Here is a 13,391-nt window from a genome sequence, read left to right on the forward strand (position 1 = left end):
AATTAACCAACAGGAGGATTTATATGATACGCATACTGATTTTCATCATCATAGCAGCAGTGGTTTTACCGCTTGCTTATTTACTTTTCAAACAGGTTCCGCTCATCAAGCGCATGACCATTGCCGGGGGTGGGCTTGCCGCTGCTGCGGCGGCCGTCGGGATGCAAGGGACATATGCCTGGTACCTGGTTGCCCTAGCCCTACTGGGAGTTTCGTTCCTGGCATCTTTCGCCTTTATGAAAATCATCGAAAAAGAACAGGTTGAAAAACAGCGTCTGGCCGAGGAACGCCGGCAGTTGAAACAGCAAAAAGCAAAGACTTATTTAGCGGTGGAAGAAACAGTCCCGCAAGTTGAAAAAACGTCTGAAAAGCCGAAGCCGTTCGGCATGCAGTCGATTGCTGCTGATCGAGAGGAGATTACTCGTGGATAATAAATTATTTGGACTTGCTTTCGCAGCCGTATTCGGCATTGCGGTTTTTGTATTCGGAACGGCAAATGTTGGGGCATATGCTGTAGACAACTGGCTGTTTCCGACAGAAGAATTTGGCGACAATACGTATATTGGTACAACAGATGTCTCCAATATGGAAGTGGAGTCGGCCAAAATGATGTTTGCAGGCCAATCTGAAACTTGGCGGTCAGATGCTGAGCTGCATGTCACGTATCAAGATGCAACAGCGGCTTATCCGCTTGAAAATGCAGAAATTCTGTTGGATGAAACTGTTCGAAATGCTGAAACAGGATCTCAGAATAATTTTGTGTTTAAATTGCCTGAAGCAACAACAGCAGCTTTTCTGGCACAGCATTTTCCGGTTGCCGATTTTACGGAACCTGATCTAGCCCTTATTAATGAAAAGTTAGAAACGGCCTTGCAAGCGGGCCAAACCAAAACTGTTGTCACGATCAGCGATGATGCGCTGGGCATTGCCCGTGAAAAAGTATCGGATATTGTATTTCCGGCATCTCTTTCCAGTAAAGGCAGTTCCATTGTCATCGAGGCATTGGACGGCATCCAATTGGCGCCTTCAACCAGATTTTCATTTCTTGAGTTTATTGCTGAGCTGCCGCTGAGCGATATCAGCGATAGCGAATTGACACAGATTGCCTCCGCCATATATGGTGCTTTGCTGCAATCGAACTTCAGCATCGACGAGCGCAGCATCGGTTCGCAAGTGCCGGCTTTGATACCTGCCGGACAGGAAGCCGCAATCAATCGAGGGCTTGGCATCGACTTTGTTTTCACAAACCCGAATGCCAGTTCATTCACTTTGAACATGTCCAAAGACAGCGGATCAGTCGATGCGTCGCTTAGCGGCTATCCGTTCCTGCACACCTATACAATCGGAGTTACAGAAGAAACCGATATCGAACCGCGGCTGATCAAGCAATACAGTGCATTTGTTACAAGCGGCAATAAAGTCGAAGAAAAAGGGCGAGCCGGAAAACGCTTAACTGTCATCCGGACGGTTTTGGATGGCAATGAAGAAGTGGAAGTCGAAACAGTATCGAACGACTTTTATCCGCCGGTCCATCGTGTGGAAGTGTATCCGTTGACGAAACCTGAAGCACCGGCAGCCACTGTTCCTATCGCAGGTCAACCCGGATTTGTCGATGCCAATGGAGACGGCATTCATGATGGGACAACTCCGGTTGTTCCGATAGCCGGCCAACCCGGATTTGTTGATGCCAACGGCGATGGCATCCACGACGGAGCTCCAGCAACGCCGACCATACCTGTCGCCGGCCAACCGGGCTTTGTCGACACTAACGGAGATGGGGTCCATGACGGCGCTACGCCAACGACTCCTGTTGCGGGACAACCAGGGTTTATTGATGCCAATGGTGATGGGGTGCATGACGTTCCAACTGCTCCGGCAACACCGGTGCAGACCGAAGAATCCAAAGAACCAGCCGATAAGCCTGTCTATGATAAAGGCGGAAATTTAGTGCCAAAGTAAGTGCAAGGAAGGAGAGATTGAATTGGCGATTGTCAGAAGAAGGTTAGGCGATATATTGGTTGAACAGGGGCTGTTGACTCCTGAAGAACTGCAGGAAACGCTGAATGGCAAACAGAATGATCAAAAGCTGGGAGACGCCTTGCTTCAGCGGGGAATCATCACGGAGCAGCAATTGATTGAAACACTGGAAGTCCAACTCGGCATTCCGCGTGTTTCGCTGTTCCGCTATCCGTTCGATCCGATGCTGTTCAACGTGGTGCCAAAAGAATTTGCCAAGCGCAAACTGCTGGTGCCGCTCAAGACAGAAGGCGACCGGCTGTTTATTGCCATGAGCGACCCGACGGATTTCATCACCATTGACGACCTTCGGCTGGCGACCGGTTTCCAGATTGAACCGACGATTGCTTCTAAGGAAGACATCGTCAGGACCATTGCGAAATACTACGACGAAGAATCGTATGACGAACTGCTGGAGGAATTGCCGCAGGCAGCAGAAGAACAGCAAAACGATCTGGATGACATGGATGCGCCGATTGTCCGTCTGGTCAATCAGATCCTGTCGAACGCCGTCTCCCAAAAAGCCAGCGACGTCCATTTCGACCCGCAGGAAAACCGCATTCTTGTGCGCTACCGGATCGACGGCACTCTCCGCACCGAGCGGATCCTGCCAAAGACCATGCAGCAGATGATCACCGCGCGCATCAAGATTTTGGCGAATCTGGACATCACCGAAAACCGGATTCCGCAGGATGGCCGGATCAAGACCACAGTGGATTTCCGTGCGATAGATCTGCGTGTGTCGTCCCTGCCGACGGTTTTTGGCGAGAAAATCGTTATGCGGATTTTGGACTTGAGCCAGAATTTGACGGACATCTCCAAACTTGGATTCAACGACTTGAACATGGAACGTTTCATGCATGAAATCGATAAGCCGAACGGCATCATCCTTATTTCGGGTCCGACGGGTTCGGGGAAATCGTCGACGCTGTATGCGGCCTTGAACAAACTCAACTCAGAAGAAGTCAATATCATTACCGTTGAAGACCCAGTCGAGTACCAATTGGAAGGGATCAATCAGATCCAAGTGAACTCCAATGTCGGACTGACTTTTGCGGCCGGGCTGCGATCAATTTTGCGCCAGGACCCCGATATTGTCATGGTGGGGGAAATCCGTGACAAGGAAACGGCCGATATTTCCATAAGGGCTTCGTTGACGGGGCATTTGGTGCTCAGCACCATCCATACGAACGACTCGATCGCTTCGATCACCCGTCTGATGGACATGGGCATCGAGCCCTTCCTCGTAACAGCTTCCTTGAACGCCGTTGTGGCACAGCGGCTGATCCGCCGTGTCTGCCGGGATTGCCGGGAAACCCAAGTGGCTACGCTTCGCGAAAAAGAAATCTTCGCCAAACGCGGTATCGCGATCGAGACCATTTCCCGAGGAACCGGTTGTCCACAATGCAATATGAGCGGCTATAAAGGCCGCATGGCTATACACGAAGTGCTGGTGGTGGACGAAGCCATCAAAGATGTCATCAACCGCGGCGGAACCGCAGCAGAAATCCGTGAAATCGCCATAAGAAATAAAACCATCTTCCTCATCGACGACGGCTTATTAAAAGTAAAGGAGGGCATGACAACGACGGAAGAAGTACTTCGCGTTGCCATGACAGACTAGCCCATGACTACTACGACTTTCATCGACCATGTATTGACTGAAGCGAGGGAACGCAACGTCTCCGATATCCATATGACCACCGGCATTCCACCTGTCTTCCGGATGAATGGCACTTTGGTCCAATTCGGCGATAAACGGTTGATGCCCGAAGACACGATGGCAATCGCCAAAGTATTGATGCCGGAATCCTTATGGGATACATTCCTGGAAAAAGGCGAAATGGATTATTCCTATTCAATTCCCGGCGTCGCTCGCTACCGCGTCAACTCGTTCCATCAGCGCGGTTCGATTTCTCACGCATTCCGGACCATCCCATCCCGCATCCCGACCATCGACGACCTGCAGATGCCCGATACTCTGAAAAAACTGGCGGATACCCATCAAGGGCTGATATTGGTGACCGGCCCAACAGGATCCGGAAAATCGACGACTTTGGCGGCCATGATCCGCTATATGAATGAACACATGACCAAACACATCATCACGTTGGAAGACCCGATTGAATACATGCACAAGCACGGCACGTCGGTCATCGACCAGCGCGAAGTCGGTTTTGATACGAATTCGTTTGCCAATGGCCTGCGTGCAGCACTTCGACAGGATCCGGATGTGATTTTGGTCGGTGAGATGCGCGATCTGGAAACGATCACCACTGCCATCACCGCCGCTGAAACCGGCCACTTGGTCATGGGGACGCTCCACACGTCCAGTGCGGCTTCGACCATTGAACGGATCATTGACGTTTTCCCGCACGAACAGCATGCGCAAATCCGGACGCAACTCGGTGGAATCATCAAAGCGGTCATCTCACAGCGCCTGTTGCCGACAGCCGATGGCAAAGGACGTGTTGCTGCGACCGAAATCATGATATCCAATCCGGCCATCGCCAACTTGATCCGTTCGGAAAAAGTCCATCAGATCCCGAACGTCATTTTGACCAACCGGGCGGCGGGTATGCACATGATGGAGACTTCCGTGCAGGAACTTTTGAAAAAAGGCAAGATTACGCGGGAAATTGCGCAGCCTTATTTGAAAGGAGCGGAATAACGTGGCCCGTTTTAAATATGAAGGGCGCGACCGTAAAAAAATCCGTACCGGCATCGCCGTTGCCAACAATCGCCGGGATGCGGTGGCCAAACTGCGTGAAGAAGGCATACGCGTCATCGATATCCGTGAAATTCCGACTACGGCGCTGCAAAAAGACATCGTCATCGGCAATCCGGTGAAACGCGATCAGTTTATCATGTTCCTGCGCCAGTTTTCGACCTTGATGCGTGCGGGAGTGACCATTGTCGATTCCATCCACATCCTGTCACAGCAAGTCGAGTCCAAAGCGCTGCGAAAAGCGTTGTCGGAAATCGCTGAGGAGCTGCGAAAAGGCAATTCATTGTCAGACTCGCTGGCAAAATACCCGAAAATCTTTGAACCTTTGACGATCAATTTGGTCAAAGCGGGGGAAATGTCAGGGAATATCGACGATTCATTGGAAAGCCTCGCAACTCATTACGACAAGGCGTACCAGACCAGACAGAAAGTCGTTTCGGCTATGTCTTATCCAGTTGTCGTAGGGATTTTGGCAATCGGCGTCGTCATTTTCCTGTTATCTTCTATCGTGCCGATGTTTGCCGATATGTTCGCAGGCTTCGGCGGCGAGCTGCCGATGATCACACAAATCGTCATGGGCGCGTCCGACTTTGTACAAGGCTACTGGTATTTACTGCTGCTTGGAGGAGTGGGGATTGCTGCTGTCATCTGGCTGATGCGCAAAAATCCGCAAGGCACTATGATCCTGGATACGCTGCTTTTGAAGATTCCAATCTTCGGTAAGATTTTGCAGAAATCGGCATTGGCGCGTTTGACGCGGACCTTAAGTTCGTTGTTCTCGAGTTCCGTGCCGATCCTGCAATGCTTGACGATGACCGAAAAAGTGGTGGGCAATGCGGTCATGTCGAAAGTCATCCTATCCTCCCGCGATTCACTGGAGAGAGGCGGCTCCTTGACAGAACCGATGCGCAAGCACTGGGCATTTCCGCCGTTGATTCCGCATATGATATCGATCGGAGAGCAAACCGGTTCACTCGATCACATGCTCAGCAAAGTCGCGGAGTTCTATGAGAAGGAAGTGGAAGCTGAAACTGACAGATTAAAAGCGTTGATAGAACCATTGATGATTGTGCTATTAGCGGCCTTAGTCGGGACAATAGTCCTTGCTATTATGATGCCGATGTTCGAGATGTTCCAGAACGTAGATAATTTATAGTGCATTTAGTGATTAAAATTGAAAATATTTTGTAAAAAAACAATAAACAGCTATTGCTTAAATTGGTACTATTGTTATAATTGAGCTGTACTCAAAGTAGTATATAAAAGTAAAAAAATAGGGGGAAAGAAAATGAAAAAATATCTACAGAAGAAATTGAACAACGAAAAAGGTATGACGTTGATCGAGCTATTGGCGGTTATCGTTATCATCGCGATTATTGCTGCGATTGCGATTCCGGCGATTGGGAATATTATTGAGAATAGTCGTTATAGTGCTGTTAAATCGGATGCTTTGAATGCTTTAAATGCAGCAAATATTTATTTTGCTGAAAATGCAGATGAAGATGATGTGACAATTGCTGAATTAGAAAATGGGTACTTGGATAATGCTGGGACTTTAGATGATCCAGTAGCAACTAGTAATCTTATCAAAAAAAATACTGAGGGTGCAGTTACTCTGACATATGCTGATATTACTTATTCTGGTAGCAAAAAAGTTTCTTTTTCAAATGCAACAGTTGAAGCTATTAATGCTGACGAACAAAAAGGTAGTGATCCAGAAGCTGCTAAAACTATATCAGCAGCATCATCAGATGATGATGGTGAATAGAAGATAATATTACAAGATATTTCTAGGAGCTGAAAAAATGGCCTTATCGTTTTTATCGAGAAAAGCACGCGTCGTCACCATTACAATAGAAGAAGACGCGATTCGTCATGTCGACTTGAAATCCTCTGAACCGATTGAGCTGAATTGCGCGGAAGAACAGCTTCTTCCCGCCGGCATCATCGAAGAAGGCAAGATCGTCGACCCGGAAGCGCTGGCATCGGAACTCGATAAGGCTGTCAATCAGTGGGGTCTCTCTAAGAAGTCAGTCCGCTTCCTCGCCCCTGACGAATTCGTTATTATCCGCAAAGTACCTTACCCCGAAGATGTCGAAGCCGATGAATTGAAAGGCCACTTCTTCATTGAAATCGGTTCGACGCTTTACTTGCCCTTCGAAGATCCCGTCTTCGATGTGGTGCCGTACCACCAGGAAGACGAAGAGCCGGAAGCGATCATCATTGCTTCCAAAGAATCGGTCATGCAGTCCTATGAAGATGCATTTGACCAGGTGAAATTAAAAGCGGTCGTCGCTGACATTACACCGCTCGCGCTATATCGTTTAGGCTACCTACAGCATGATTTCCAGGAAGACGAGCACATCATGCTCATCGACCTGCAGTCGAAAAAGATGACCGTGTCGATTTTCCATGAACATTTTCCGATGTTCATGCGGCCCGTGGATCTCGAGATTGAAGATCCATTCTCAGCAGACCGTACCGCGGTCATGGAGACCATTGAAATCGAAGCCGAAAAACTGGCGAACTTTTACCGCTACAATATGAACAACGGCGAAATCGGCATCACGAAAATCATCTGCAACGGTGAATTCTACGACTGGCCGTCTTTCCAGAAAAGTTTGGAATTGCGTTTTCAGATTCCTGTTTCGCCGCTCGTCATCGACGTCATTCCATGCGGCGACGAAAAAGATGTTGCAAGACGCTTTAACCGGGCCATCGGTCTCGCGCTGAAAGAGGTGTAAGAGTTTATGTTAGTTGATATTAACTTATTGCCGCAAAAAGAACGGGACCGTCCCGCTTTTCTGATTGCGGCGATTTCGATTTTATTATTGGCCGTCATCATTTGGGGCGTATTGGCGTTTTTGGCAGGCTCCCATGAAGATGAACAGGCCGTTCTCGCCTCGCAAAGTGTGCAAGTGGCTGCTGAACAGAAGGCCATCCGTGCCCAACTCGAAGCGGCGCAAGGCATGAACGAAGAACAGCAATTAAAAGCGACGGTCGACTGGGCGGAAAGCTATCAATTTGATACGGTGCCGCTGCTTGAGGAATTGGTGTCGATCTTGCCGGCACGCGGATTTTTTGAAAGCTTTTCCTACACCGGATTGGACCAGGCAATTTTGTCGGTCCAGTTTGATACAGCACGCGAAGCTGCATATTATTTGGCGCAACTGAAAGCATCTGAGCTGATTGAAACTGCCACACTGGACAGCGTCGCCCAAAACGAACTTGATTCCGCCGAAACGGAAGAAGGCGTTGTTGTTGAAAAAGCAGTCATTCAAGAAACGCCGCGTTACATAGCTACCTATACACTGGTCTTTATCGACGAACGTATTCCAACGGACGACACGGCTGTTTCAGTTGAAGGGGAAGCTGTCACGGAAGAAGAAGCGGTGGAAGAACCTGTGGAAGACGTGGATGTCGATGTGGAAGTCAATACGGAGACCGAAGCGCCTGCCGAAACGGTTGAACCGGCTGAAACCGCTCCAGCAGAAACAGGAGGGGAAGGCCAATGAGCAGTTTATCGAAAAGCCAAAAAGAAAAAGCGCTGATTGTGTTGGCTGTCATTTTCCTGCTGGCACTTGCGGCATATTCCTATTTCTCTTTATACGCACCTGCAAAGGAATCACGGCTTCAAGCAGAACAGACTTTGAGCTCTGAGCGCGACGTGTTGATCGCACTGCAGACGCAGCTGAAGGAATTGCCGGAAGGTGAAAAAATAAGCACCAGCAACCTGCAGCAGAAAGTCTCTGTCGAAGCGTTGACGGAGCTGATTGTTTTGCAGATCGAACAAGCTGAATTGATTTCCGGTACTTTGATCGACAATATTGGCATCACCGAAGGTTTGGTGGAACTGCCGGTACCGGTCGAAGGGCTCGAAAACCTGCAGGAAGTGCTGACGACCGTCACTGTTAAAGCAAATGACTATAAAGAAATCACAACGTTCATTGAAGAAGTCGAAGCGATGGAACGCATTATGATCGTCGAAGCCATTGATTTCGGTTCGAATGAAGAAGTTACATCCACCGACCAAGTGGGCGAACCGCTTGACGTCAACTTGACCTTCTCGGCTTATTTCCGCCCCGATCTGATCGCGCTCGCAGACACTTTGCCGAAAGTCGACGCTCCGGCGCCGGCAGGAAAAGTCAATCCGCTGCCGCAAAATGACGGCACGGCTTTAGCTGAAGAGGAAGAAGACGCAGACGTTTCTGTAGATGTTGAAGTCAATGTCGAAGAAAACGCCGCAGCTTCAGATGAGGAATAAATGAAAGAGAGAAATCATCGTGATTTCTCTCTTTTTGGTAGAAAAGGAACGAAGAGCCCGTTAAGGCCGTTCTGCAAACAAAGGGACGGATTCTGCAAACAACCGGTGTTATTCCGCAAACAAACTCAGAATTCCGCAAACAACCGAGCAGATTCCGCAAATAAAACCAGTATTCCGCAAACAAAAGTTCTTTCATTCGCTTTTCGCCCGCGGAAAGCATCCATCAACCGTTTTTTCACCAACAATATAGAATAAAACACCGAAGCCTCCTACCGAAAAGTGAGGCTGCTTATGAAATATCACCAAAAATAAACTAAAGCAAAGAGGGTTTCTATGGTACTGACTTATTCTGTTTTCATTTCACTGTTCGGGCTCGTCTTTGGGTCGTTTTTCAATGTGGTGGGCTTGCGCGTGCCGAAAAAGGAATCGATCGCTTATCCGCCTTCCCATTGCACCAATTGCCAGCGCCGATTGACCGCGCTTGACCTGGTGCCGGTGTTCTCGTATCTGTTTCTGAAAGGCCAATGCCGGACATGCGGTTCGAAAATCCATTGGGTCTATCCGTTGATGGAAGCAGTCACGGCGGTTTTATTTGTGGCGTCGTACTTGGTGTTCGGGTTTACGCCGGAGCTGATCGTAGCGCTCTTGTTCGTTTCAATGCTGGTGATCATCACCGTGTCGGACATCGCTTATATGCTTATTCCGGATAAAGTGCTGCTGCCGTTTGCGGTGGTGCTGCTGGGCTTGCGTTTGGCCATTCCGCTTGATCCGTGGTGGGATAGCCTGCTCGGCGCTGCCATTGGATTTTCATTGCTGTTCCTGATCGCTGTCGTCTCCAAAGGCGGCATGGGGGGCGGGGACATCAAGCTGTTCTTCGTTATCGGATTGGTGCTCGGAACAGCCGGCACCTTGATGACCTTGTTCTTTGCATCGTTCATCGGCGCGATCGTCGGCATCATTCAGCTGCGTGTAATGAATAAAGGGCGCAAGACACCGATTCCGTTCGGCCCTTCGATTGCAGCGGCCGCCGTCATCGTCTATTTCTGGGGCGACGCCATGCTTGCTTGGTACTGGAATTTTTGGCTATAAAAAAGCTCAAGGGAATGTTCCCTTGAGCTTTTTGTTATTTTATTTTGAATAAAGAATCGGTGATGCAGGACCCAGATCAAGGCCGAACAGCATCCAGACAATCAGCATCAATGACCAGAAGATCATGAAGAAGATGGAGTACGGGAACATGACCGAAATCAATGTACCGATGCCCATTTTCTTATCGTATTTCTGGGCAAAAGCGATAATGATGGCGAAATACGTCATCAATGGCGTGATGATGTTCGTTGACGAATCCGCGATGCGGTAAGCCATCTGCGTCAGTTCGGGCGAGTAGCCGAGCTGCATCATGATCGGTACAAAGACAGGCGCCATCATGGCCCATTTCGCAGAAGCCGAACCGATGAACAGGTTAATGATTCCAGTGACCACAATAAAACCAATGATCAACGGAATGCCTGTCAAATTAGCGGCTTCGAGTGCTTCAGCTCCGTAGACGCCAAGCACCATTCCAATATTTGATTCTGTGAAATAGGCGACGAACTGTCCGGCGGTGAAGGCCAGGACGATGAACATTCCCATGGCAGCCATCGTATCCGTCAAATGCGCAGCGACGTCTTTATCGCTGCGGATGTTCTTGGTGGCGATACCGTAGAACAATCCAGGGATGAAGAACAGGATCGTAATGATCGGCACCAATGAACTCATGAATGGCGACTGGACGATGCCGCCGTCTTCAGCGCGCAAGACGCCGTTTTCTGGAACGATCAACAAGGCAGTCAGGATAATTCCGACCAATACGGAAATTCCAGCCCATAGAAGGCCTTTCTTTTCTTCAGCGGTCAAGCCGTTCAAGTCTTCGCGGTATTGCCCTTTGTATTCACCAAGACGCGGCTCAACCACTTTTTCTGTAACGATTGCGCCAACGACGGTCAACAGGAAGACCGAAGCGATGATGAAGTAATAGTTCATGGCAATGTTCATGCCTTCTGCATAAGTCGGATCGATGATCGCTGCTGCCGCGATCGTCATTTCACCGAGCATGGCATCAGTGGCAGACAGCAGCAGGTTTGCCGAGAATCCGGCGGATACACCGGCAAATGCTGCGGCAAGACCAGCCAATGGATGGCGTCCGAGCGCCGCGAAAATGACAGCACCAAGTGGGGGGAGGACCACATACCCGGCGTCAGAAGCAACACTGGACATGATTCCAGCGAATACCAGTCCTCCTGTGATCAAGAACTTCGGAACGGATAGGACGAAAGCCCGCAGTACAGCACTGATGAGTCCTGTGCGTTCCGCAATTCCGATACCCAACATGGTGACCAGGACAACGCCTAGCGGAGCGAATCCGATGAAATTATCGACCATGCTGGCAAATATGTATTGAATGCCTTCTGCATTCAGCAGGTTCTTGACTTCAATGATTTCGCCTTCCTGGCCCGGATGTTCGACGGTAATGCCGATTGCCGAGATGATAGAGGAAATCACAAGGACGGCAAGTGCGAGCAGGGCGAACAAGGTCACCGGATGAGGCAGCTTGTTGCCGATCAGCTCGATGCGATCCAGCGATTTCTGAAATAAACCTTTGCGCTTTGTCTTCAAAAAAGACAGCTCCTTTGCTAAAAGAATTGGTGAAAACTATTTCATAATAATAATTTTCAGAAATTAAAAGCCAAATTTCATTATAATAGCTCTTTTTAATGAAGTGAATCGCTATAAAAAAGTGCCAATAATGCTAATTTTGGATAATGTTAGAAGAATTTTGTGCTTGACATAAAAACCTTGTCGCTACAGCTTTTGTCGGATATTCGTGAACAAAGCAAATGTGAATTTTAGATGACAGCACACAGCGCTTTCAAGAAAAAACTAACTGAAAAATGATTTTTGAACGCCTGCTGAAGGGCAAAAATGATTTTTGATGGTTTGTTGAGTGCTGTCAGGGATGGTATGATTCTTGAAAAAAGGAGAGATTTCCCCATGAAATTCAAATCTGATTTCCCCGTCATTCTAGCTTCACAATCACCGCGCCGCCAGGAACTGCTTGGCATGCTTGGTGTCGATTTTAAAGTCATTCCGAGTCAACAGGATGAACCAAATCCGCAGGACTTCCAAACGCCGCTTGGCTATGTATTGGCATGTGCTGCTCAAAAAGCGCAGGAAGTGGCAAGTGCCCATCAAGAAGCTGTGGTTATCGGTTCTGATACCATTGTCGTCCTTGATGGTGAAATCCTATTGAAGCCGAAAGGCAAAGAGCAGGCCAAAAGTTATCTTCAAAAGTTATCCGGCCGCACACATGAAGTCATTACGGCGGTGACGGTCGTAAAAGGTAATAGCGAGCAGTCCTTCCATGAAGCCGTCAACGTGACGTTCTTCGAATTGCCGGAAGCCTGGATCAACGCCTATATTGAAACCGAAGACCCTTACGACAAAGCAGGTGCTTATGGTATCCAGACGGTATCCGGCTTGTTCGTCAAAGGCATTCAAGGAGATTACAACGCTGTTGTCGGCTTGCCGGTTGCGGAACTGACGCAGAAACTGGCAGCTGCTGGGTTTATTTCGTTAGAAGGGAGCGGTGTCCGATGCTGAACGACGCGCCGTTGATGATCCGTGACGTCCACATTGCCGATCGTCCCCGTGAACGCCTGGTCAACCAAGGAGCATCGGCATTGTCCAATCAAGAGCTGATTGCCATCCTGCTGCGCACCGGAAGCAAGCAGGAGTCGGTGCTGCATTTGGCCAACCGGGTGCTGACCCATTTCGAGCAGATCCAGGAAATGAAAAACGCCACCATCGAAGAGATGGTGGCGATCAACGGCATCGGCCGGGCGAAAGCTGTCCAGCTGCTTGCGGCTGTAGAACTTGGCCGTCGCCTGTCATCCAAGCAGACCGATACGAAATTCACCATCCGCTCCCCAAAAGATGCAGCTTCCTATTTAATGGCCGACATGACTTCCTTGAAACAGGAGCATTTTGTCGTCTTGTTCCTCAACATCAAAAACCAGGTGATGCACCGGCAGACCATTTTTGTCGGCAGCCTGAACGCCTCCATCGTCCACCCCCGTGAGATTTTCCGTGAAGCGGTCCGCCGTTCCTCAGCTTCGATTGTCTGCGCCCATAACCATCCTTCCGGCAATCCAGCGCCATCGCCTGAAGACATCGATGTCACGAAGCGCCTCGTCGAAGCCGGCAGCATCATCGGCATCGAACTGTTGGACCATGTCATTATCGGTGACCACCAATTCATTTCCCTGAAAGAAAAGGGGTTCATGTAGCACTGTTTATTTTTTTTCTTTTCGTCTATAATGAGTGGTATTGTGTCAACGCAATTGC

General features: G+C 49.1%; 13 protein-coding genes. 12 read left to right on the top strand and 1 reads right to left on the bottom strand.

The genetic code is table 11. The features are described 5' to 3' along the window. Positions 1–23: 23 nt before the first annotated feature. The 10 genes from IRE19_RS06590 (at position 24) to IRE19_RS06635 (ending at position 10,097) form a co-directional block, all read left to right on the top strand. Positions 24–431: a hypothetical protein gene (locus IRE19_RS06590; protein WP_203339767.1), complete on the top strand. Its 408-nt coding sequence runs from the start codon at positions 24–26 to the stop codon at positions 429–431. Then, positions 424–1,959 carry a VanW family protein gene (locus IRE19_RS06595; protein ID WP_203339768.1) on the top strand — a complete coding sequence of 512 codons (1,536 nt, stop codon included), beginning with the start codon at positions 424–426 and terminating at the stop codon, positions 1,957–1,959. Before IRE19_RS06590 ends, IRE19_RS06595 begins: the two co-directional genes overlap by 8 nt. Positions 1,960–1,981: 22 nt before the next feature. Next, positions 1,982–3,640, top strand: a complete 1,659-nt coding sequence (locus IRE19_RS06600) for a GspE/PulE family protein (RefSeq protein WP_203339769.1) — start codon at positions 1,982–1,984, stop codon at positions 3,638–3,640. Positions 3,641–3,643: 3 nt separating this feature from the next. After that, positions 3,644–4,687: a type IV pilus twitching motility protein PilT gene (locus tag IRE19_RS06605; protein ID WP_203339770.1), complete on the top strand. Its 1,044-nt coding sequence runs from the start codon at positions 3,644–3,646 to the stop codon at positions 4,685–4,687. Between the two features lies 1 nt (position 4,688). After that, positions 4,689–5,900, top strand: a complete 1,212-nt coding sequence (locus IRE19_RS06610) for a type II secretion system F family protein (RefSeq protein WP_203339771.1) — start codon at positions 4,689–4,691, stop codon at positions 5,898–5,900. 132 nt (positions 5,901–6,032) lie between these two features. Continuing rightward, positions 6,033–6,512 (top strand): prepilin-type N-terminal cleavage/methylation domain-containing protein, encoded by a 480-nt coding sequence (locus tag IRE19_RS06615; RefSeq protein ID WP_284700305.1) that lies wholly within the window; start codon positions 6,033–6,035, stop codon positions 6,510–6,512. 37 nt (positions 6,513–6,549) lie between these two features. Next, entirely contained in the window at positions 6,550–7,488 is a 939-nt protein-coding gene (pilM, locus tag IRE19_RS06620) for a type IV pilus biogenesis protein PilM (protein ID WP_203339772.1), read from the top strand. Between the two features lie 6 nt (positions 7,489–7,494). After that, positions 7,495–8,259, top strand: a complete 765-nt coding sequence (locus IRE19_RS06625; RefSeq protein ID WP_203339773.1) for a PilN domain-containing protein — start codon at positions 7,495–7,497, stop codon at positions 8,257–8,259. Further along, positions 8,256–9,008 carry a pilus assembly protein PilO gene (locus IRE19_RS06630; protein ID WP_203339774.1) on the top strand — a complete coding sequence of 251 codons (753 nt, stop codon included), beginning with the start codon at positions 8,256–8,258 and terminating at the stop codon, positions 9,006–9,008. Before IRE19_RS06625 ends, IRE19_RS06630 begins: the two co-directional genes overlap by 4 nt. A gap of 333 nt (positions 9,009–9,341) precedes the next feature. Further along, on the top strand, positions 9,342–10,097 hold the full coding sequence (locus IRE19_RS06635) for a prepilin peptidase (protein WP_203339775.1): 756 nt from the start codon (positions 9,342–9,344) through the stop codon (positions 10,095–10,097). 39 nt (positions 10,098–10,136) lie between these two features. On the opposite strand, the gene IRE19_RS06640 is transcribed toward IRE19_RS06635, so the two are convergent. Then, entirely contained in the window at positions 10,137–11,663 is a 1,527-nt protein-coding gene (locus IRE19_RS06640) for an AbgT family transporter (RefSeq protein WP_203339776.1), read from the bottom strand. A 375-nt stretch (positions 11,664–12,038) separates the two neighbouring features. On the opposite strand from IRE19_RS06640, the gene IRE19_RS06645 reads away from it, so the two are divergent. Beyond that, positions 12,039–12,647: a Maf family protein gene (locus tag IRE19_RS06645; RefSeq protein ID WP_203339777.1), complete on the top strand. Its 609-nt coding sequence runs from the start codon at positions 12,039–12,041 to the stop codon at positions 12,645–12,647. Then, positions 12,641–13,333 (top strand): RadC family protein, encoded by a 693-nt coding sequence (gene radC / locus IRE19_RS06650; protein WP_284700306.1) that lies wholly within the window; start codon positions 12,641–12,643, stop codon positions 13,331–13,333. Before IRE19_RS06645 ends, radC begins: the two co-directional genes overlap by 7 nt. Positions 13,334–13,391 lie beyond the last annotated feature (58 nt).

This window comes from Planococcus beijingensis, assembly GCF_016820615.1.
GTDB lineage: Bacteria > Bacillota > Bacilli > Bacillales_A > Planococcaceae > Planococcus > Planococcus notacanthi.